This is a genomic window from Hymenobacter ruber (assembly GCF_054783255.1).
On sequence record NZ_BAAGQX010000002.1, the window covers coordinates 430607 to 451921 of the forward strand.

Consider the following 21315-nt stretch of genomic DNA (forward strand, 5'->3'; position numbering starts at 1 on the left):
TCATAAATTGAATTATTTTTATAAATTGAATAATTTAGGAAATCAACCCATACTTTAAGCCATCAAAAAAGGCCCGCTGCATTGCTGCAACGGGCCTTTCTGGTTGTTAGAAAAACACCTTACTAACCGTTCATGGCCAGCAGGAATTCTTCGTTGTCCTTGGTGCCTTTGATGCGGTCCTTGAGGAATTCCATGGCCTCGGTGGCCGTCATGTCCGACATAAACTTGCGGAGCACCCATACGCGGTTCAGCTCGTCCTTGCTCATCAGCAGGTCTTCGCGGCGGGTGCCGGAAGCCGGAATGTCGATGGCCGGGAACACGCGCTTGTTGGCCAGCTTGCGGTCCAGCTGCAGTTCCATGTTGCCGGTGCCCTTGAATTCCTCGAAAATCACCTCGTCCATTTTGGAGCCGGTTTCGATGAGGGCCGTAGCGATGATGGTGAGTGAGCCGCCGCCTTCCACGTTGCGGGCCGCGCCGAAGAAACGCTTGGGCTTTTGGAGCGCGCCAGCATCAATACCACCCGAGAGGATGCGCGACGAGCTGGGCTGTACCGTGTTGTAAGCCCGGGCGAGGCGGGTAATGGAGTCGAGCAGAATCACCACGTCGTGGCCGCACTCCACGAGGCGACGAGCCTTGTCGAGGGCCATTTCGGCGATTTTCACGTGGCGGTCGGCCGTTTCGTCGAAGGTCGAGCTGAGCACTTCGGCCTTCACGGTGCGGGCCATGTCGGTCACTTCCTCGGGGCGCTCGTCGATGAGCAGCACCATGAGGTAGACCTCGGGGTGGTTCTCGGCAATGGCGTTGGCGATTTCCTGGAGCAGCACCGTTTTACCAGTCTTAGGCTGGGCCACGATGAGGCCGCGCTGGCCCTTGCCGATGGGCGCAAACAAATCGAGCACGCGGGTGCTGATTTGGCTGGGCTTGGTGGTCAGCTTCATGCGGTGGTCGGCAAAAAGCGGGGTGAGGTGGCTGAACGGCACCCGGTCGCGGACTTCCTCCACGGTGCGGCCGTTCATGCTTTCCACGCTTACCAGGGCGAAATACTTCTCGCCCTCGCGCGGCGGCCGGATGCTGCACACCACCGTGTCGCCGGCCTTCATGGCAAACTGCTTCACCTGCTGCGGCGACACGTACACGTCGTCGGGCGAGCTGAGGTAGTTGTAGTAAGGCGAGCGCAGGAAGCCGTAGCCGCCGTCGGGCATCAACTCAAACGTGCCGCCGCCGGGCACCACCAAATCCAGGTCTTGGCGCTGGGGGCGCTGGTTTTGTTGATTTTGGTTTTGACCCTGGTTCTGGCCCTGGTCGGTGCGGGGCGAGCCGTCGGGGTTTTGCTGGCGCTGCTGGCGTTGCAGGTCGCGCTGGGCGTAGCGCTCCTCGCGGGTCAGGTTGCGGTTGTTGTTATTGTTGTTGCCTTCGCCGCGGGGCTGGTCGTTGCGCGGCTGGTCCTGGCGGGGCTCACGGTCCTGACGGGGCTGGTCGTTGCGCGGCGGCTGATTATCGCGGTTTTCGCGGGGCTGCTGGTCCTGACGGGGCGTGCGGGACTGGTCCTGACGGGGTTCGCGCACCTCCCGATTGTCGCGCTCGAAACGGTCGGCGCGGTTCTCGCGGCGGTCACCAAAGCCATTGCCACCGAACTCGCGGCGGCCGTTGGGGTTGCCCTCGCGGGTATCGGCGGTGGTTTCGGTAGCCGGTGCGGCAGCGGCGGCAGCTTCGTTAGCAGCTTTTTCGGCAGCCATTTCGGCGGCGCGCTGCTCGGTGATGGGCCGGCCGGCGCGGTCAACGCGCTCCCGACGGGGACGGTCTGTACGCGGCGTCGCGGCGGTGCTCTGGTCAGCGGCAGTGGCAGCTGGGGCGGCGGCTTCTGCAGCAGTGGTGACAGCAGGCGCCTGAGCCAGCGTGGCACCGGTAGCTTCGGAGGGCGCAACCAGGGCCAGTCCCTCGATAGAATCCAATATCTCAACCGTAGGAGCCGGGGCAGCAGCTACCGCCACTGTCGGCTCTTCAGCCACTGCAACGGCGGCTTCGCGGCGTGGCTCGCGGGCGGGGCGGGCGTTCTGGGCCTTGGCGGTGGGCGGCGCCACATCGGAAAAAGGCTGTTCGTCCGTGCTGGGGGCAGCGCGGCGGGTGGCGGTGCGGGCAGGCCGGGCGGAGTTGGCAGCGGGTGCCGCGGCGGCAACTACCGGAGCAGCAGCGGCCGGGGCAGAGGCCGTTTCGGCGGCGCTGGGGGTGAGGGCCTGCTGGTCGAGGATTTTGTAAATCAAATCCTGCTTGCTGAGCCGTTTAAAGTTGCCGACGTTTAGCTTTTCGGCAATTTCCTTGAGGTCGGACAGCAACCGGTCCTTCAGCTCGTTAATGGTGTGCATAATGGGAATAAAGGGGGGACATCTGGCTGTAAAGCGCGGGGGGCTGGCTGCCCGCTGAGGCCCGCTGGGGGCACAAAAAAGCCAGCTACGGCACGGCGGCAAGGCCGCTGGAAATATTAATTCGCGGGGTCCGAACGGGCTTCTAGTGAGCTACGCACGGCGCGAGATGAATACGCAAGAAAATGAGGTGCAGAATGGGCCGCTGGAAATTCAGCAAACAGACGGACCAGCGACGGGCACTACAGGCCCGCGGGCCCGACCAGGGCGGCCGGTTGCTCCCGCAATGTTAGCGCATTACGGACAAACTGCCAAATCGGGTGCCTCCCGAATAGCATTTGAACGCGGGACGCGGCAAAATAAGTTGCGCGCCGCGCCAAAGCTTTCGTAGCCAAGGCGGTGGTGAGGTCGGTTTTTACTTACGACCTTTGCCGGGCTTACCCCAACCTGCCTCATGCTGCAACTTTCCGTTCTCCGCGACCAGACCGACCTTGTGCTGGCCGGCCTCGCCAAAAAACGCTACGCCACCGGCCCCGCCGACGTGGCCGCCATCCTCGACCTCGACCAGCGCCGCCGCCAGCTCCAGACCAGCCACGATTCGGCCCAGGCCGAAGCCAACAAGCTCGCCCAGCAAATCGGCGGCCTGATGAAATCCGGCGACAAAGCCGGGGCCGAAACCCTCAAAGCCCGCACCGCTGAGCTCAAGCAGCACACCCAAAGCGCCGCCGCCGAGCTGGCTCAGGTGGAAAAAGAGCAGCAGCAGCTCCTCTACAAGCTGCCCAACCTGCCCCACGCCAGCGTGCCCGAAGGCCGCGCCGCCGCCGATAACGAAACCGTGCGCGAGCACGGCGCCAAGCCCGAGCTCGGCCCCGATGCCGTGCCGCACTGGGACCTTATTAAGAAGTACGACATCATTGACTTCGAGCTGGGCGTGAAAATTACCGGCGCAGGCTTTCCTGTTTATAAAGGACAGGGGGCTCGCCTGCAGCGCGCACTCATCAACTTTTTCCTGGATGAGGCCCGGGCTGCCGGCTACACCGAGATGCAGCCACCCATTCTGGTGAACGAGGCCAGTGGCTACGGCACCGGCCAGCTCCCCGACAAGGAAGGCCAGATGTACCACGACGCCAAGGACGACCTCTACCTCATCCCCACGGCCGAGGTGCCGCTGACGAATATTTACCGCGACGAGATTATTCCGGTGGAAAAGCTGCCCGTGCGCATCACCGGCCACACGCCCTGCTTCCGCCGCGAGGCCGGCTCGTGGGGTGCCGACGTGCGCGGCCTCAACCGCCTGCACCAGTTCGACAAGGTGGAAATCGTGCAAATCACGGAGCCGGAGCATAGCTACGCCGCCCTCGATACCATGGTGGCCCACATCGAAGGCCTGCTGCAAAAACTGGAGCTGCCCTACCGCGTGCTGCGCCTCTGCGGCGGCGATATGGGCTTCACCAGCGCCCTGACGTATGATTTGGAGGTGTGGAGCGCCGCCCAGGGCCGTTGGCTGGAGGTGAGCTCGGCCTCGAACTTCGAGACGTACCAGGCCAACCGCCTCAAGTGCCGTTACCGGGCCGACGGCGGCAAAACCCAACTGCTGCACACGCTGAATGGCTCAGCGCTGGCGCTTCCGCGTATCGTGGCCGCGCTGCTGGAAAACAACCAGACGGCGGACGGCATCAAGCTGCCGGCGGTGTTGCATTCGTACTGCGGGTTTGAGAAGATTATTGAAAAACCCGTAAATACCATCCCTGACATGCTGAAGGCGAAAAACAAAAAAGACTACACCAAGTACCTATTTGATGGGACACTTCACAATAAGGGGCAATTGGTTAACGCCGTTATTGCCAAGTATGTCTACAAGAATCCTTCAGTAAGCATTGGAAAGCTATTTGAAATTTTCCCAGCTTCCATTCAAGGCTCTTGGGGAGTTTTTACTATAAAAGAACAAGCTGAAAGTGTTAACAATGGCATCACGAAAAAAGGCACACCAGCTAAACCCAGATATAAGACTAAGCCCAACGACCTCATCAAGGTTGGGCAGGTTGAAATAGCTACTTCGGACCAGTGGAATACAGAAAATATTTCTGCTTTCATCGAGGCAGCTACCAAAGTAGGCTTTGATATAACCCCAGACTCTATTGTGGAAACTCTGTAGCATTACTATGAGCATGTAAAAGGAATAGGCCCAGCTATTATCATAGCTGGGCCTATTCCTTTTTGTTGAATCCCAGTATTAACACTAATACTCCGCCATATCCTCATCCAGATAGCACCAGAGCCACCGCTCGCCGGGCTCGGCCGATGATACGACCGGGTGTTGGCTGGCGTGGAAGTGCTTGGTGGCGTGCTTGTTTCGGGAAGAGTCGCAGCAGCCAACGTGGCCGCACTGCTGGCAGACGCGCAGGTGCACCCACGTATCCCCGAGGGCCACGCATTCGGGGCAAGCGTATTCGGGGGCGGTTTTGAGGCTGGTGAGGGCCGTGAGGTGCTGGCAGGGTTCGGTTTCGGGCATGATGGAAGCGGGTTTGGGGAAGGCAGCTGACCGGCCGGAACTGCCCGGTTCATGAAATATAGCAATTCTTTTTGCGAGCCAAACGGCGAAACCGTCGAGCCACTGCTCAAAACCGGCGATTCGGCAGCGGCGGCGGGAATGTTAGGGAGCAGTTTTGGGTAATCAATCTGCAACCCGATTCCTTAACCGCCTAGCCCCTATCATCATGGAAAGAAAACACTTTTTGAAAAGCCTCCTGATGGGCACTGCTTCAGTACCTGTGCTGCTATCGGCCTGCAGCAAGGACACGGTGACGCCTACTTCCAGCACTACTAGCGGCACCACGGGAAGTACGGGCACCACCGGCACCGGCTCGGGCAGCTGCGCGGTGGCTCCCACCGAAACCGAAGGGCCTTTCCCCACCAAAGTGCCGTCCTCATACGTGCGCAGCGATATCCGCGACGGCAAGACGGGCTATCAGTTGGATATCAGCATCAACCTAACCAACAGCAACAGCAGCTGCGCCGCCCTGGTGGGCGCGCTGGTTGATATCTGGCACTGCGACGCCGAGGGCAACTATTCGGAATACGGCGGCTCGGGCATGCAGGCCACCAACTACCAGTCGGTGCATTTCCTGCGCGGCCGGCAGGTGACGGATGCCAGCGGACAGGTGAAATTCACGAGCATTTTCCCGGGCTGGTATTCGGGCCGCGCCACGCACATCCACGTGCACGTGTATTCGGCCACCGGCACTTCGCTGAAAGTCACGCAGATTGCCTTCCCCGAAGGCACCGGCACGGCCGTAGCGGCAGTAAATGGCTACGCCAAAGGCCTGAGCGGCTACACTTCTAATGCGAACGACAACGTATTTAGCGACGGTGTGGCGCAGGAGCTGGCCACGGTGACGGGCAGCACGGCGGCGGGTTTTCAACTGGCGTTTTCGATGGGCGTGCCGGCTTAGAGTGGCTGTAGGGTGCGGGGCTTGTCCCCGCCCGCCGTCTGCGCTGCTCTATTTATTTACATCGTTCAACGACGGGCGGGGGCAAGCCCCGCACCCTACCCAATGCCCGACCGCCTCATTACGCTGTGCTACCGCAAAATCATCGACGCTACCGCCACCCGTTCCTGGGACCAGTTGGTGTGGGCCGACAGCTACGCTGAATTCCGGCTGCAGGCGCAGAATTTTAACCCCGGCAATAAGTACCGCTCGTTTGGCGAAATCCTGCACTTTGTGCCGGGGGCCGAGCGGCTGCATTTCCTGGTGAGCGGGGCCGTGACGGGCTACGTGCAACAGCTCAATGAACGCCTGCCCGACATTACCGACAACCTGGGGCGGCAGTTTCTGCGGTTCAAACGATTTCAATTCGAGCTGATTAATTCTGATTTGCAGGATAAGAGCAAGCACCAGGTCGCGGTCAATTTCGTATCGGAGCCGCTGCGCTGGCACGATACCGTGGGCACGTTTATGGTGGTGTCGGAAGCATCGGCAGCGGCGGAGGTTGCTACCGAAACGTTGACGCATCTGGTGCCGCTCCAGCCGTTTCTCAGCATTTACTCCATCCTCACGCCCGCTCCCGATGATACCGCAAACGCCGGGTAAAATCTTTCTGGCCGATGAGCGCGGGCTGGCCGAATCGGACCGGTTCCGGCGCTATAGCACGTTCAGTTTCGGGCCGTTTGCGCACCCGCACAAGGGGCCGTTTGGCCGGCTTTACGGGCTCAATGAGGAAACCATGGCTGGTGGCCACGCGCTGGAATTCACGGTAGAAGAGGCCTCGCACGTCCTCATCATTCCCATTACGGGGGCGGTGGCACTAACTGTTTCGGGCCAGCTAACCACCGTGGACGTGGAGGAAATCACGGTGCTGACGCTACCCGCCGGTAGCACGCTCTACGTGCGAAACCCTTACGATACCGAGTTGGTGAGCTTCCTGCACCTCTGGCAGCTGGCCGATGCGCCCGCGGCTGCGAGCAACGAGCAGCGCGACAGTTTCAACAGTGCAGCTATCCAGAATCAGCTTGCGCGACTATTGCCAGCGGCAGTTTGTTCGCTGCCATTTACGGTGAGCCTGGGCCGTTTTGATGGTCGTCAGGAAGCGGTTTATCAATTGGAAAATCCAGCCAACAGCCTGTTTGTGTTTGTTTTGGCCGGCGCTTTCGAGGTTGAAAGTCGGCTGCTGCACGAAAAAGACGGCTTGGCCTTGTGGGACGTGTCCGAAATCGAGCTGGAAGCCCTGAGCAACGATGCCCTGATTCTCGTGCTGGAATTGGCCCCGCGGGCGGCCTGAGCTAGCGCCCGTCGCGCGCCGGGGGTAATTCCAGGTTCAGCGTTTGCTCGCGCATACACTTGAAATGGCCTTGCGGGCACTTGGCAAACCCGATTTTGGAGCACGGCCGGCAACTCAGCCCTTTCACCTCTAGCACTTTGAATTCGGTATGGTAGGGGTACATGCCAAAGGCAGGCACGGTATTGCCCCACACACTGAAAATCTCCTTGCCGAAAGCGGCTGCAATGTGCATCAGGCCGGTGTCGTGGCTCACCACAAAATCGGCCTGCCGCAGCAGCGAGGCCGATTGGTGCAGCGAGTATCGCCCGCAGCCTTGGTGGATTGGTGGATTTTTCTGGCTTACGGCTGCAATCAGCGCCTCCGCTACGGCGGCATCTTCGGGGCCGCCGAGCAGCATAATGGGGCGCGGGGCCAGCTTATGGCACAGTTCCACCAGCTTGTCCAGCGGCAGGCGCTTGGTGGCGTGTTGCGCGCCGATGGCTATAGCCACGTAGCCGTGCTGGAAATCAGCAGGCAGCGTGGTCAGGTCCACTTCCTGGCCGGCGGGGATGAAATAATCGAGGCCCTGGCCGTCGTCTTTCACGCCCAGCGGCGCAGCGGCGGCCAGGTAGCGCTGCACAATGTGTACGCGCGGCAGCTTATCAATCTTGAAATTGACTAACAGCCACTTCTGCCAATTCAGTTTGTCGAAACTGCTGGATTTCACGCCCAGTCGCAGCTTAATGAGGCGGGTGCGCAGGTTGTTGTGCAGGTCAACGATGTAGTCGAACCGCTCAGCTTTCAGGGCTTCCACCAGCTCGCCCAGACTGCCGGTGAGGCAATGAATTTTGGTGACGTAAGGATTGGGCTCAAGCAGGCTGCGGTAGCCGGGCTTGGTAGCAAAGTGCACCTCCGCGCCCGGCACCTGCTGCGCCAGCGCGCGCACCACGGGCGTGGTGAGGACGATGTCGCCGATGGAAGAAAAGCGGAGAACGAGGATTTTCACGCTATTCAAACAACGACTTTTTATACTCCAGCGGCGGCTTGATGGCGGCTTTACGGGCTTCGAAATAGGCCGCTACTTCCTCCACCGACTTGGCATTGAACGTCATCTCCTTCGTGAGATGGCCTTTGCGGCCCATCAGTACGCCGTAGCGCATGTCCTCGTAGCCGTTGGTGTGGTGGGCATCGGGGTTGATGCTGAGCTGCACGCCCTGGTCCAGCGCGTAGCGCACCCAGCGCCAGTCGAGGTCGAGCCGCCAGGGGTTGGCGTTGATTTCGATGATGACGTTGTGCTGAGCGCAGGCGTCGATGACAGCTTTGTAGTTGATGGGGTAGCCCTGGCGGCGCAGCAGCAGGCGGCCGGTGGGGTGGCCCAGCATGGTGGTGTAAGGGTTTTCGATGGCGCGGAGCAGACGGCCAGTAGCCTTGGCCTCGTCCATTTTCAGATTGGAATGGACGCTGGCCACAATGAAATCGAAGCTGGCCAGCACATCATTCGGGTAGTCGAGGGAGCCGTCGCCCAGAATGTCGCTTTCGATGCCTTTGAAGATGCGGAACGGGGCCAGCTCGGCGTTCAGCTGGTCGATTTCCTGGTGCTGCTGGCGCACGCGCTCCACGCTCAGGCCGTTGGCGTAGTGGGCGGCTTGGCTGTGGTCGCACAGACCCAGGTATTCGTAGTTGTGGTCGCGCAGCCAGGTAGCCATTTCTCGGATGCTGTGGTTTCCGTCGGACCAGGTGCTGTGGTTGTGCAGGGAGCCACGCAGGTCGCCGTCTTCGAGCAGATGGGGCAGTTTTTTATCGGCGGCGAGGGCAATTTCGCCCAAGCCTTCGCGCAACTCGGGCACGATGAATTGCAGGCCGGCTTTCTCGTAAAGGGCTTCTTCCTGCTGGAATTTCTCGCGCCGCGCCCACTGGCGCAGGGTGGAATTGTGGAGTTGCGGGTTGGTGGGTTGTGGAATAGGCTCGCTCAGATGCGCCTCAGCGGCCGAATTCAGGAAAACCTGAGTAGTGAAATCCTCCGGCTTCACCAGCAGCACTTCGACTTGCACCCCTGATTCGGTGGCCGTGCCGCGCCACGCGAATGGCCCCGAGCGGCGTGGGTTGGGCGTGAGGCCGGCCGTGGTATTCAGCACCTCGTGCGCTTTGGCCGGGTTGTCGGTGGCGGCCACCAGGCGCACGGTTTCCACGGTTTCGAGGCGGCGGCGGATTTCGCCAGCTACGGCTACCTGCTCGGTTTTCAGGCCATCGCGCAGCAGCTGGGCCAAGTCGTTGCCCAGCTTTTCGGCCTGCGGATAGAGAAGCTTGCCCTTGCTCTGGCCCGCAAATTCCAGCGCTTCGAGGATACTGTCCTGGGTCTTTTTACCGAAGCCTTTGAGCTTGCTTACCTGGTCGGTTTCGGCGGCTTCGCGCAGCTGCTCAATGGTTTCGATGCCCAGCTCACGCCACAGGCTGCGGATTTTCTTCGGGCCAATGCCCTTGATGCCCAGCATTTCGACCACGCCGGGCGGCGTCACTTCCAGCAGGCGTTGCAGGTCGGAGAAAGTGCCGGTATCGAGCAGCTCGGCCACTTTGGCGGCGGCGGTTTTGCTCAGGCCGGTGCGGTCGGGCAGGCCGGAGCGCTCTACTTCCGAAACCGGGAAGCTCAGCGCGTCGAGGGCGTTGGCCGTGCCTTCGATGGCGCGGATTTTGAACGGATTTTCGTCGTGCAGCTCCATGAGCTGGGCGGCCAGCTTGAAGGCACGGGTCAGGGCGCGGTTATCCACGGGGAAGGGGCTTTGGGGGCACGAAGGTAGTTTATCCAAGGGGCTTACGTGGCACGGCCGCGGGCGGCCAATTGGCTTGATAAGGCCGTGCCCGGCCGGCAAGCAGTACCTTGGCCGCCGGGCCGGGAGCGCGAAACAGCCCGCTCAACCGGTTCCATCGCCATGTTCAAACCGTCTTTTCCCGGCCGCCTGCTGCTGGCCCCGCTCCTGCTGGCCGCTGCCTGCAAGCACCACAAGCCGGCCGTCGTCACCTCCTCCCCCGCTTCCATGAAGCAGCTGGAAGGCACCTGGCTGGCCTCGCACGAAGAAAACCGGGGCGACACGCTGGTGTACCGACCCAACACCTACAGATTCCCACCGACGCGGGGCCGCACGGGCTTCGCCATCAAGTCCTTCGGTCGGTTCGAGCAGTTCGACATCGCGCCCACCGACGGCCTGACCGGCCACCCCGGCACTTGGACTGCCACCGGCGATACCCGCCTCATCATCCACCTCACCGACGGCCACGAGCCCAACTACACACTGGAAATCCTGTCGTTGAATAAAAAGGTACTGAAGCTGCGCCGAGTGAAATAAGGCATTTGCACACTAAATCAGCCCTTTCGGTGATGCGCAGGCGCTAGGGGCACCGGCATTTCACGGCATATTCATTTCCTGGCAGGAGTTTTGGCATAAGGCGGTGAGCGAAATGCTCTGGGCTCCGCGCTTCAACTTCCGGCCTTGCCCGTCGTAGAAACCGGTGAAGCAGGAGCGGCTTTTTTGCAGTCTCTCACTTTTTACGTGTCTATTCCTATGTCATTCGTCCCTTCTTTTAGCTCCGTGCGGGCCTTTGCTCTTGGCCTGGCCCTCATCAGCCTGGCCCCGGCCCACGCCCAGAAAACCACGGTTAAGACCAAAACCAGTAAGGTTAAAACCAAAACCAGCGCGGCACTCACGCCCCCCGTGAGCGAACCCAAAGAGGTGGCCGCCGCTGCCGTGCCGATGGAGCCTATTCCAAAATCGCCCGGCGTATCGGCCCCGCAGGTAGTGAAAACCGAGCTGCCTGCCGAATGGATTTCTGACCTCGCCGCGGCCCAGGCCCAGGCCAAAGCCACCAACCGGCCCATTCTGGCCGTTTTTTCGGGCTCCGACTGGTGCAAGCCCTGCATCATGTACGAGCAGGAAGTATTTGCCAAGCCTGAGTTTATGGCTTACGCCAAGGACAAGCTGGTGCTGGCCCACTTCGATTTTCCGCGCCTGAAAAAGAACCAGCCCACCGCCGTGCAGCTTAAGTTGAACGAAGCCGCCGCCTCCCAGCTCAATAAGGAAGGCGACTTCCCGCTGGCTGTCGTCATTGCGCCCGATGGCAAGGTGCTGGCCAAAACCGGCTACATTGCCGGCGGCCCGGCGGCCTTCGAGGCCTACCTGAAAAAGGTGGTGCCCACGCTTTAAGCAGTCATGCGCACGCATTTAAAACCTGCAGTTGCCATTTGGGCGCTGCTGGTCCTGCTGTTTGCAGCGGGGGCCGGCAGCGCCCAAACGGTTTCGGCCCCGCGCCACACCTTCACGCGCAGCGCCCACCTCATGGGCTCGCATTTCACGTTCACGGTGGTGGCCGAGGATGATTCAGCCGGGCAACGGGCCTTGCGGGCGGGTTTGGGCGAAGTGAAGCGCATCGACCGGCTGATGTCGTTCTGGGATTCCACCTCCGAAGTGGTGCGGATAAACCGGGCCGCGGGCGTGCGGCCGGTGGCCGTATCGCCCGAAACCTTTGACTTGATTACCCGCACCCTGAACCTGTCGCGGCTTAGCGGCGGCGCGTTCGACATCACCTTCGCCAGCGCCGACAAGCTGTATAAGTTCGACCGGCAGGCCCACCCCGCCCTGCCCGATTCGGCGGCTATTAGGGCGTCGGTGCGGCGCATTGGCTGGCAGAAAATCCAGATGGATGCTGCCAAGCACACGGTCTATCTGCCCGAGAAAGGCATGCGCATCAATTTGGCGGGTATTCTGCAGGGCTACGGCCTGCGCCGCGCCAAGCAGGTGCTCGACAAAATGGGCATCAAAGGCGGGCTGATGAATGGCTCGGGCGACATTTATTGCTGGGGCCGGCAGGCCGACGGCTCGCTCTGGCGCGTGGCAATTGGCGACCCTGACCACCCCAATAGCGTGGCCGCCTGGGTCGACGTGACCGACATGGCCGTGGTGACGGCCGGCAACTACGAGCAGTATTTCACGGTGAACGGGCAGGTGTACGGCCACATCATCAACCCGCACACCGGCTACCCGTCCATTGGGCTGCGCTCGGTCACCATCCTCTGCCCCGACGTGGAACTCGCCGATGGATTGGACGAAGTCGTCTTTGTGAAAGGCCCAACCGCCGGTTTGGCTTTCATCAACAGCCTGAAGGGCGTTGATTGCACGCTGATAACCGACGATAACCGCACGTTGGCCTCACGGGGCATGACGTTGAACTACTACCACGGCGCAACTCCGGCCGCCCGCCCCTGATTTTTCGTACTCAATAACTGTGAAAAGAATAGCCTTATCTACGCACCCCCGCCTGGCGCTGGGGCTGCTACTGCTGCCCTTGGGAGCAGCGCTGCCCAGTTGTGTTTCGGTGAAAGCCTACCAGAAAGTGTACCTCAACGACGAGGACATGAAGCTGGCCAGCAAAACCGTAGAAACGCCCGAAACCAATTTTGAAAGCTACCGCGAGGGAGCCGGCGGGGCCAATGGCGGCAAAGTAGGCGGCGGCTGCGGCTGTAATTAATCACTCCGTATCAGCCCGATTTCGTGAAAAAGTTACTATTCGTTCTGCTTGCCCTGAGTGCCCTGGCCGCCCCGGCCCAGGCCCAAACCGGCACCACGCAAAACCCGAACCGCATCGACGGCTACGGCGCGCCCGTGAGCCCCTCGGTGCCGGTGAGCCGCGCGGCCGATGAGGCCACCATCGACATCATCGGCGGCTATTACCAGCAGGACGGCAGCCACGGCGCGGTGGAAGGCGGCCGCGGCACGCAGCAGCTCACCGACGTGCCCCCGGCCATTATCGTGAACGTGCCGCTGGATACCGTGAGCCGCCTGACGGTGAACGTAGGCGCCGATTTCTACGCCTCCGCTTCGACCGACCGTATCGACTTTGCACTGAGCACGCCCTCGGCGCACGACGTGCGCTACCACGGCGATTTCGGCTACAGCCGCGAGCAGAAAGCCAAGGGCACCATCTGGGGCGTGGGCACGGGTGTATCGAAAGAATATGACTACCTGTCGTTCAACCTGGCCGGCTCGTTTTCCAAAACCTCGCAGGACGGCAACCGCCAGCTGAGCCTGGCGGGCCAGGTGTTTTTCGACCGCGTGACGCTTATTCAACCGTTGGAGCTGCGGGAGGGCTACACAACCGGCTCGACTACCAACCGCGGCGAAAAAAACTACGGCTCCGACACGCGCCAGACCTACAACTTCACCGCCACCTACTCGCAGGTACTCGCCAAGCGCTTGCAGGCGGCCATCAGCACCGAGCTGGTGTCGCAGAATGGCTTGCTGAGCACGCCGTTCCACCGGGTGTATTTCCGGGATAATACGACGGAGCTGAACAAAGCGCCCACCAGCCTGGACAACAGCTTCTCGCCCCGCGTGGCCACAGCTGCCCGCATCGAGAACCTACCCCGTGCCCGTTTTAAGTACCCGGTGAGTTTGCGGCTGAATTACTACGCCACCGACCTGGTGCAGGTGCGCGCCTTTTACCGCTTCTACAACGACAATTTCGGCATTACCGCCCACACGTTCGAGTTGGAGCTGCCCGTGAAAATCACGCCGTTTTTCGTGGCTTACCCTTTCTATCGCTACCACACCCAGACGGCTGCCAAGTATTTCGCGCCCTTCATGGAGCACTCCATCAGCGACACGTATTACACTTCCGATTACGACCTGTCGGCTTTCTCGGCCAACAAAGTGGGCCTGGGGCTGCGCTACTCGCCGGTGTATGGCATCGGCCGCTTCCATGTGCCGGGCAAGAATGCGCAGGGCCTGCCCCGCGTCATGCGCTTCAAATCCCTGGATTTGCGCTACGCCAACTACCAGCAAACCGGCTCAACCATCTATACCGCTGCCAATCGGGCCGACCTGAAAGCCAACATCATCAGCTTCGATTTGGGCTTTGCGCTCTAAAAACCGGGGCGTTTGCACCCGGTTTTATTTTCTTTGTGGTGTGTAAACCAACGGCCGGCCGGCATCAATGCCTGTGCCGGCCGTTTGCGTACCGCGTCATTCGTTCAGTCACTCTCACTCAGTCACTCTTTTGAAACACTGGCTCGTTAAATCGGAACCCGAAGCCTACTCCTGGGCCACCTTCGTGCAGGAAGACGGCACCGCCTGGACCGGCGTGCGCAACTACCAGGCCCGCAACAACCTCAACCTGATGCAGCCCGGCGACCTCGTGCTCTTCTACCACAGCGTAAGTGAGAAAGCCATTGTGGGCCTGGCTGAAGTGGCCGCCCTGGCCATTCCCGATGCGACGGCGGAGGCCGGCTCGCCCTGGGTGGCCGTGCCGCTACGACCGGTGCAGCTGCTGGCGCGCCCCGTGGGCCTGGCCCAGCTCAAGGCCGATGCGCGGCTGGGCGAGCTGGCCCTCATCCGGCAGTCGCGGCTGTCGGTGCTGCCGGTGCGGCCCGAGGAGTTCGATGCCATTCTGGAATTAGGGACCGAATAATCGGCTGCGCCGCCAGACAAAACGCAGAATTCGGTTGTAACTTTAAAGCAGTAGCCACGCGTTAGAAACGGGTACCTTCACAGTTGTTTTTTTACGGCGCACGGGCATGAAACTTTGCTACCTTTTGCTGCTTTCACTGGCGACGCTGGCCGCCCCGGCAGCGGTGCGCGCCCAGCCCAAACTGCCGCTGCCCGCCAATGCGCCCCGCCAGCCGGCCCGCACCGAGCTGCCGCTGGAGCGCCACGAGAGCGAAGTGCACGTGCAGCCCCTGGCCGCCGATAGCACCGTGGTGCTGCTGCTGGGCCGTGACCGACCGCTGTCGAGCAAAACCAAGTTCGCGTTTCAGCAATACGACCGCGACCTGCACCTGCGCCAGGAGCTACCCCTGGAAATTGCCGAAGAGTTTGACTTTGCCCGCCTGTGCGCCGAGGGCACCACGGTGTACGCCCTGTTCACCTCGCACAACACCCCTGGCCGGCTGCTGGTAGCCGCTTTCGATGGCCGCGTCAGCCAGACCCGCACCCAGACCTTCGACACCAAGCTCAGCCGCGAGGTGGTGGAGCTGAAAGCGCTGGACGGCCGGCTGTTTGCCACCGTGCTGCTCAACGACCAGCAGCACGTGACGGCCCTGCTGCTCGACGTGGCCACCGGCCAGATGCAGTACCTGCCTTCGGTGTACGAGCCGCTGCCCACCCAGCTTACCTTCGTGGCCGATGCCGCCAGCCAGCGGGCCGAGTACGTGCTGAGCCAGACCAACGGCCGCAAAAGCCGCCTGCTCCTCAAGCAGCTCACCGAAAAAGGGCAGCTCTTGAGTTCCGAGTTTGTGCAGGCCGAGAGCGAACGCAGCCTCATCACCGCCCAGCTCACGCCCCCGCAGGACACCACCGCCCGCCTGCTCATGGGCACCTACTCGCTCCGCGACCCCACCTACGCGCAAGGCCTGTTTGCCACCGACCTGCGCGGGGGTGCCAACACCGGCGCCAAGCCGCCGCTCCGGTTCTACGATTTCCTGCACCTCAAGCACTTCTTCGATTACCTCAAGCCCAGCCGCCAGGCCCGGCTGCGGCTGCGCACCGAGCGCCGCCTGGCCCGCTCGGTGCCGCCCCTGCGCTGGCACTACCGGCTGCTGCTGCACGAGCTGCTGCCCCAGCCCAACGGTGGCTACGTGCTGGTGGCCGAAGTGTACTACCCGCACTACCGCTACAACAGCTACGGCAGCTACACCGGCCCGCTCTACAGCGGCATTGGCAACCAGTATGGCTCGCCTTACGGCAGCGCCCGCATTTTCGATGGCTACGAAACCACCCACGCGCTGGTGTGCGGGTTCGACCGCGCCGGCAACCTCATCTGGGACAATACCTTCGTGGTGGAAAATCTGCGGCGCTCCGAGCTTGAAGAAGCCGTGCGCCTGCAGACCCTGCCCGATGGCCGCCTGGTGCTGGCCTACCTCGACGAAGACAAGCTGCGCTACAAAGTGGTACGCGGAGCCGAGTCGTCGCCCAACGACCAGCAGGTGCCCATCCAAATTGGGGCCGGCCCCGCCGATAACGGGGCCGAGCACGCTACCGAAACTTCCCAGGCCGACCTGCTGCCCTGGTTCGGCAGCCGCTTTGTGGCCACCGGCTACCAGCACGTGCGCGTGGAGCACGGCAAAGACCGGGACGTGTTTTTCCTTAATTCGGTGGTGTTTTAAGGTGCGATAAGTTGGGTTATTTGGCTTGCGAATAACCGTGGCGTGGGTTTGGTGCGTACAACGCACCTATCTTCTCGTCACTTTTGCCGCATGCTTACAAAACTCCGCTTCCCTGTCCTCATCCTGTTTATGCTGCTGGCCGGCTGCCGCGCCGGTGGCCCCGGCTCGCCGGCTCGCACCGTTTCCTCGTTTTTCTCGAAATACGAAGGCCGCGAAGGCTTCAAAACCACGGAATGGTCGGCCGACCTGCTCCAGCGCCTGGCCCTGGTGAAAGCCGCCAAGCTCCTCGGCGGCTCCGACCTCACCAATGCCATTACCGGCATTCGCTCGGCCAAAGTCATCAGCTTCGCGCCCACCACTACCTCGGCCAAAGAGCTGGCCAGCCAGGGCCTGCGCAGCGAAGCTGCCGGCATTCTGCAAAATAATAAGTATGACCCGCTCACCACCGCCGGCTTTGGCGGCAGCAACTACGCCGTATCCACCCGCGGCTCGGGCAACAGCATTTCGGAATTTGCCGCCCTCGGCAGCCTGCCCGACGTAGCCGATTCCTTCGTGCTGGTGTCGGTGCAAGGCAATTTCACCAGCTCCCAGGTAGCGGCGCTGAGCAAGTACCTGCCGCAGATTGTGCAGGCCACCAGCAAGTAGATAGATTAGTTTTTTCAAACATCTGTCATCCTGAGCGGAGCGAAGGACCTTATCACGTCAGAGCAATTTGTGCGAACGTGATAAGGTCCTTCGCTCCGCTCAGGATGACAGGCGTTTTGGATTACTAAACAGCGTCGAAATAAAAGCAGGATGCCCGGCTGAACCTTCGCTCAGCCGGGCATTCTGCGTTTACTTCATTCTTCTATCGGCCCTGCGCCATCAGGGCTTCAATTTCCTCCGCTTTAATCGGAATATTGGCCATTAAATCTTCGTTGCCGTTGGCCGTGATGAGAATGTCATTCTCCAGGCGAATGCCTAGGCCTTCCTCGGGGATGTAGATGCCGGGTTCGCAGGTGTATACCATGCCCGCCTCGAAGGTGCGGTACTTGTAGCCCACGTCGTGCACGTCGAGGCCAAGGTAGTGGCTGGTGCCGTGCATGAAATACTTCTTGTAGAGCGGCGCGGCCGGGTCCTGGTTCTTCACGTCGGCAGCATTTAGCAGGTCCAGCTTGATGAGCTGCTGCTCCATGAACTCGCCCACGGCCTGGTGGTAGGCTTCGATTTCGCCGCCGGGCACGAGGCGGGTTTTGGCAAAATCCATCACAGATAGCACGGCATCGTACACCTGGCGCTGGCGCGGCGTGAACTTGCCGTTCACGGGAATCGAGCGCGAAAGGTCGGCAGCATAGTTGGCGTACTCCGCCCCGAAGTCGAGCAGAATTACTTCGCCGTCCTGGCACTGGTTGTCGTTGGTGGTGTAGTGCAGCACGCAGGCATTCTTGCCGCTGGCCACGATGCTGCCGTAAGCCGGCCCGCGGCTGCGGTTGCGCATGAACTCGTGCACGATTTCGGCCTCAATCTCAAACTCCCACACGCCCGGCTTCACAAAGCCCAGCAAGCGCCGAAACCCCTTCTCCGTAATATTACACGCCTCGCGCATCACCCGGATTTCCTCGGGGCTCTTGATGGCGCGCAGCTGGTGCATCAGGCGCGCCGCCCGGCGGTAGGTGTGCAGCGGGTACTGCGCCTGCAGGCTCTTGATGAAGCGGGCATCGCGCGTTTCCACCTCCACCACGGCCCGGATGTGCTCATTCGAGGGCAGGTACACATTCTCGGCCTCGTTCATGAGCGCAGGCAACACCGATTTGAAGCTATCCAGCCACATAATGGTCGGGATGCCGGAGTTCTGGCGGGCCTCCTCCTTCGTCAGCTTATATCCCTCCCAGATGAGAATGTGCTCCGACGTTTCCTTCAAAAACAGGATTTCGCGGTGCTGCGGCAGCCGCGCATCCGGAAAAATCACGAGGATGCTTTCCTCCTGGTCCACGCCGGACAGGTAGAACAAGTCGTTGCTCTGGCGGAAGGCCATGGTGCCGTCGGCATTGGTCGGCATGATGTCGTTGCTCTGAAAAATGGCCAGCGACGCCGGCGGCAGCAGCTCGCGAAAGCGGCGGCGGTTTTCAATAAAAAGCTCGGGGGCAAGGGGAGCGTAACGCATGGGCAAGAGTTGAGTTGGAATGGGGCCGCAAGTTAGGTAGTCGGCGGCCGGCACGGGCCACCGCCCCGACCGGCTTCGAACGAAAGCAAAAAGTAAAAAAGCCCTTGCTCGTCGTGAGCAAGGGCTTTTCAAATTCGTAACTGCCAGACCTTACATTTTGGTGGTGGTCTTTTTCACGGTCGTTTTGTTGGCTTTGTAGCGCATATCGGGCGTGCCGTCGGCCTTCAGGGGGCCGGTGCTCATCTTGGTGGTTTTGGTCGACTTATTTTCCGAGTAGCGCATGTCGGGCGTGCCATCGGCCTTCATTTTGGTGGTGCTGGTCGAAGTCGACGACTTGGTCATGCCCGAAGGCGTGGTCATCGTGCTCGATTTGCTCATCGTGCCCGAGCCCTTGGTCATGGTGGTCGACTTGGTCATGCCCGCCGGGTTGCTCATCGTCGACGATTTTACCGTCGTCTTGGTAGCCGGGGCCTGCATGGTTTTGGTCGTCGTCATTTTCGACGAGCTGCTCATCTGGGTCGTGGCCGGAGTGGCCGTTTGGGCCTGGGCCACCGAGCCGCCGAGCATGCTGAGGGAAACGAGGAATCCGAGAATGCGTTTCATGGGAGTAAGGGTAAGCTGAAGAGTGAGAGAATGCGCCTCCTACGCGGTTTCGCCCCGCGTGGTTGGATGGCAATGTAGCTATTTTTTCATATCTCGTGCCAACTTCATTTTCCTTCTACAGTATGGGTTAAACCTTGCCCGCCGTCCGGCCTCCAACCCCCATCTTTTCCCCATTATTATTCCGTATTCCCATGAAAAAGTCTTTGTTTTCGCTGCTGGCCGCCGCTAGCCTGCTGGCTGTTTCCTATACTTCCGTGGCCCAAGTCGTCACGCCCGGCATCAACGCCCGCCAGCGCAATGAGCGCGCCCGCATCCGCCAGGGCGTGGCCACCGGCGAACTCACCCGCCCCGAAGCCGCCCGCCTCAAAGGCCGCGAAGCCGAAATCCGCCAGGATAAGCGCGCTGCCCGCGCCGACGGCATCGTGACCCGCGACGAGCGCCAGGACATCCGCAAGGATGAAAACCAGGCCAGCCGCGCCATTTACCGCCAGAAGCACGACGGCCAGGTACGGCCCCGCGCCGTGCGCTAGCCCGCTGTCCTATCGCCTCTTGTCAGGTTGCAAAAATCCCTGCATCCATTATCGGATGCAGGGATTTTTTATGAATTATTGTTGAGTTTTTAAATTTAATATTACTTTAGTGCACACAAAAGCACTGTCGACTGGAATCCGTCGGTTCATTCTCTCACTTTCTGCTACCTAGCATATGAAGCACTTTCTTTACGCTGTCCTAACTATCAGCTCTTTGTTGCTAATCGGGTCAACTTCGGCCAATGCAGCGCCCACCCGCCACAGCCTCAACGACACGCCTGCCGATGTGCAGCGCAAAGCCGCTGCCCGCGAGCAAAAGGCCGCCACCCGCGAAAAAGCTGTCGCCGCCAGAAAAGCTTCCAAACTGCAGCGCCTGACCGTCAAATCCCGCAAAGTCACCAACAAGCTGCAGCGGGCCATGCTCGTCATTCTCGGCCTCGAAGAAAGCAAAGCGGTTACCTCACCGGCCCGCCTCCAGCGCCAGCTTCACGCCCACCAAAAGCAGCTGAAGCATCGGGCGCGCATGGCTGCCCGCGCCCACCGGCACCGCGCCCACGACTAGCCCGCGCTGCACTCAACGTTTTAGAAAAGCCCCTTCTCAGCACTGAGAAGGGGCTTTTTGTTGTCCGGGAGTTTCGGCTACTGCGTGCAATTCTTCATGCTCGCTTCATAAAAATTAAAAATTCACAACAAATTCATTAGGAATAATTTGCTATTTAGTTTTACTATATATATTTTTATTATAGGCCTAAGCGACGAGTAAAGCTGTGCTCGCTCCCCATACCAGACAGAGCACCACCTAGGCATTGCCAACATTTTCCATCTTTTTACCCATTGCCATGAATACGCACAGTTACAAGTTGTTGGTGGCCGGAGGGCTGTTGCTCTTATGTTCCGGTTTTGTGCCCGCTGCTCCTCGGGCCGCCTCGTCTTTCGACGATACTCCGGCCGAAATTCAGCGCAAGGCAGCACGAGAGCGCGCCGTGGCGGCCAAAAAGGCGGTTCTGGTAAGCCGCACCAACACTCGTACCACTCGCAGGTCGACGGCCAAGATAAACCGTGCCGTCCTCATTCTGCTCGGCCTGGAGGCCAACCGAAAAGTTACCTCCCCCGCCAAGCTGGAATGGCACATGCACCAGCACCAGAAGCAGCTGAAACGGCAGGCCCTGCATGCTTCGCAGGCCCGCAAACGGCGCTGCAACCGCACGCTGAACTAGCGCCCAGCCTAGCCATTAAGCATTAAAAAAGCCCCTTGCCATATCGGCAAGGGGCTTTTTTTGCTACAAAGAACAGCAAAATTACGCCGTCACCTGAGCTTCTAGTTTTTGGGCGAGTACGTGCTTGGGCACGGCGCCTACTTGTTTATCAACGATTTGGCCATTCTTGAAGACCAGCAGCGTAGGAATGCTACGGATACCGAACTTCATGGAAGTCTGAGGATTAGCATCTACGTCAACTTTGCCGACCACGACTTTGCCTTCGTATTCGCCGGCCAACTCTTCTACTACGGGGCCTACCATGCGGCAGGGACCGCACCATTCGGCCCAGAAATCGACCAATACAGGCTTGTCGCCGTTGATGATTTCGTCAAAGTTGGCGTCGGTTATCTCAATTGCTTTGTGTCCCATTTCAATTTGGGTTGGGGTTAATAAGAATAGTCTGGCGTATACGGCCAACGGGGTCGCAAGGTAGCAGATTGGATGGTAAAACAGCGGAGCCTGGGGAAAGTTCAGGAATGGTTGGTAGGCCCGGTGAAGGACCTAATTTTCTATC

At 60.4% G+C, this 21315-nt stretch carries 21 protein-coding genes and 1 pseudogene; 15 read left to right on the plus strand and 7 right to left on the minus strand.

Features of this window, described 5'->3' with window-relative positions:
• Nucleotides 1-122 precede the first annotated feature (122 nt).
• Nucleotides 123-2363, minus strand: coding sequence for a transcription termination factor Rho (rho, locus tag ACYVM5_RS02495; protein ID WP_460616601.1), 2241 nt, complete (start codon nucleotides 2361-2363; stop codon nucleotides 123-125).
• A gap of 451 nt (nucleotides 2364-2814) precedes the next feature.
• Between rho and serS the strand changes: the two are divergent.
• Nucleotides 2815-4083 (plus strand): annotated as a pseudogene (gene serS / locus ACYVM5_RS02500) (serine--tRNA ligase); the annotation flags it as partial.
• A 516-nt stretch (nucleotides 4084-4599) separates the two neighbouring features.
• On the opposite strand, the gene ACYVM5_RS02505 reads toward serS, so the two are convergent.
• A complete protein-coding gene (locus ACYVM5_RS02505; protein WP_460616602.1) occupies nucleotides 4600-4872 on the minus strand; it encodes a ubiquitin carboxyl-terminal hydrolase family protein in 273 nt (90 codons plus the stop codon).
• Nucleotides 4873-5077: 205 nt separating this feature from the next.
• On the opposite strand from ACYVM5_RS02505, the gene ACYVM5_RS02510 reads away from it, so the two are divergent.
• The 3 genes from ACYVM5_RS02510 to ACYVM5_RS02520 all read left to right on the plus strand — a co-directional run bounded on the left by ACYVM5_RS02510 (nucleotide 5078) and on the right by ACYVM5_RS02520 (nucleotide 7139).
• Entirely contained in the window at nucleotides 5078-5812 is a 735-nt protein-coding gene (locus tag ACYVM5_RS02510; protein ID WP_460616603.1) for a dioxygenase family protein, read from the plus strand.
• Between the two features lie 102 nt (nucleotides 5813-5914).
• A complete protein-coding gene (locus ACYVM5_RS02515; RefSeq protein WP_460616604.1) occupies nucleotides 5915-6451 on the plus strand; it encodes a hypothetical protein in 537 nt (178 codons plus the stop codon).
• Nucleotides 6429-7139 carry a pirin family protein gene (locus ACYVM5_RS02520; protein ID WP_460616605.1) on the plus strand — a complete coding sequence of 237 codons (711 nt, stop codon included), beginning with the start codon at nucleotides 6429-6431 and terminating at the stop codon, nucleotides 7137-7139. Before ACYVM5_RS02515 ends, ACYVM5_RS02520 begins: the two co-directional genes overlap by 23 nt.
• Nucleotide 7140: 1 nt before the next feature.
• On the opposite strand, the gene ACYVM5_RS02525 is transcribed toward ACYVM5_RS02520, so the two are convergent.
• Together ACYVM5_RS02525 and polX are read right to left on the minus strand one after the other, a co-directional pair.
• Nucleotides 7141-8124, minus strand: a complete 984-nt coding sequence (locus ACYVM5_RS02525) for a glycosyltransferase family 9 protein (protein WP_460616606.1) — start codon at nucleotides 8122-8124, stop codon at nucleotides 7141-7143.
• 1 nt (nucleotide 8125) lies between these two features.
• Nucleotides 8126-9883, minus strand: a complete 1758-nt coding sequence (gene polX, locus ACYVM5_RS02530) for a DNA polymerase/3'-5' exonuclease PolX (RefSeq protein WP_460616607.1) — start codon at nucleotides 9881-9883, stop codon at nucleotides 8126-8128.
• A gap of 162 nt (nucleotides 9884-10045) precedes the next feature.
• Here polX and ACYVM5_RS02535 point away from each other — a divergent pair, with 162 nt between their 5' ends.
• The 8 genes from ACYVM5_RS02535 (at nucleotide 10046) to ACYVM5_RS02570 (ending at nucleotide 16911) form a co-directional block, all read left to right on the plus strand.
• Nucleotides 10046-10459, plus strand: a complete 414-nt coding sequence (locus tag ACYVM5_RS02535) for a hypothetical protein (protein WP_460616608.1) — start codon at nucleotides 10046-10048, stop codon at nucleotides 10457-10459.
• A gap of 216 nt (nucleotides 10460-10675) precedes the next feature.
• Entirely contained in the window at nucleotides 10676-11314 is a 639-nt protein-coding gene (locus ACYVM5_RS02540) for a thioredoxin family protein (RefSeq protein WP_460616609.1), read from the plus strand.
• 6 nt (nucleotides 11315-11320) lie between these two features.
• Nucleotides 11321-12373, plus strand: a complete 1053-nt coding sequence (locus ACYVM5_RS02545) for an FAD:protein FMN transferase (RefSeq protein WP_460616610.1) — start codon at nucleotides 11321-11323, stop codon at nucleotides 12371-12373.
• Nucleotides 12374-12437: 64 nt separating this feature from the next.
• The gene (locus tag ACYVM5_RS02550) at nucleotides 12438-12635 is read left to right on the plus strand and encodes a DUF4266 domain-containing protein (RefSeq protein WP_425293343.1); all 198 of its coding nucleotides are present in this window, start codon (nucleotides 12438-12440) and stop codon (nucleotides 12633-12635) included.
• A 23-nt stretch (nucleotides 12636-12658) separates the two neighbouring features.
• Entirely contained in the window at nucleotides 12659-14032 is a 1374-nt protein-coding gene (locus ACYVM5_RS02555) for a DUF3570 domain-containing protein (protein WP_460616611.1), read from the plus strand.
• A gap of 130 nt (nucleotides 14033-14162) precedes the next feature.
• The gene (locus ACYVM5_RS02560) at nucleotides 14163-14573 is read left to right on the plus strand and encodes an EVE domain-containing protein (RefSeq protein WP_460616612.1); all 411 of its coding nucleotides are present in this window, start codon (nucleotides 14163-14165) and stop codon (nucleotides 14571-14573) included.
• Between the two features lie 106 nt (nucleotides 14574-14679).
• Nucleotides 14680-16266, plus strand: coding sequence for a hypothetical protein (locus ACYVM5_RS02565; RefSeq protein ID WP_460616613.1), 1587 nt, complete (start codon nucleotides 14680-14682; stop codon nucleotides 16264-16266).
• 90 nt (nucleotides 16267-16356) lie between these two features.
• On the plus strand, nucleotides 16357-16911 hold the full coding sequence (locus ACYVM5_RS02570; RefSeq protein ID WP_460616614.1) for a DUF4252 domain-containing protein: 555 nt from the start codon (nucleotides 16357-16359) through the stop codon (nucleotides 16909-16911).
• A gap of 202 nt (nucleotides 16912-17113) precedes the next feature.
• Here ACYVM5_RS02570 and ACYVM5_RS02575 read toward each other — a convergent pair whose 3' ends face one another.
• Entirely contained in the window at nucleotides 17114-18409 is a 1296-nt protein-coding gene (locus ACYVM5_RS02575; protein ID WP_460616615.1) for a Xaa-Pro aminopeptidase, read from the minus strand.
• A gap of 150 nt (nucleotides 18410-18559) precedes the next feature.
• On the minus strand, nucleotides 18560-19012 hold the full coding sequence (locus tag ACYVM5_RS02580; RefSeq protein WP_460616616.1) for a hypothetical protein: 453 nt from the start codon (nucleotides 19010-19012) through the stop codon (nucleotides 18560-18562).
• A 191-nt stretch (nucleotides 19013-19203) separates the two neighbouring features.
• Here ACYVM5_RS02580 and ACYVM5_RS02585 point away from each other — a divergent pair, with 191 nt between their 5' ends.
• The 3 genes from ACYVM5_RS02585 to ACYVM5_RS02595 all read left to right on the plus strand — a co-directional run bounded on the left by ACYVM5_RS02585 (nucleotide 19204) and on the right by ACYVM5_RS02595 (nucleotide 20759).
• Nucleotides 19204-19542 (plus strand): hypothetical protein, encoded by a 339-nt coding sequence (locus tag ACYVM5_RS02585; protein ID WP_460616617.1) that lies wholly within the window; start codon nucleotides 19204-19206, stop codon nucleotides 19540-19542.
• Between the two features lie 175 nt (nucleotides 19543-19717).
• Nucleotides 19718-20104, plus strand: a complete 387-nt coding sequence (locus tag ACYVM5_RS02590) for a hypothetical protein (protein ID WP_460616618.1) — start codon at nucleotides 19718-19720, stop codon at nucleotides 20102-20104.
• Between the two features lie 277 nt (nucleotides 20105-20381).
• Complete coding sequence (locus ACYVM5_RS02595) at nucleotides 20382-20759, plus strand: hypothetical protein (RefSeq protein ID WP_460616619.1); 378 nt, start codon at nucleotides 20382-20384, stop codon at nucleotides 20757-20759.
• 81 nt (nucleotides 20760-20840) lie between these two features.
• Here ACYVM5_RS02595 and trxA read toward each other — a convergent pair whose 3' ends face one another.
• Complete coding sequence (trxA, locus tag ACYVM5_RS02600) at nucleotides 20841-21170, minus strand: thioredoxin (protein ID WP_198067719.1); 330 nt, start codon at nucleotides 21168-21170, stop codon at nucleotides 20841-20843.
• Nucleotides 21171-21315: the final 145 nt, after the last annotated feature.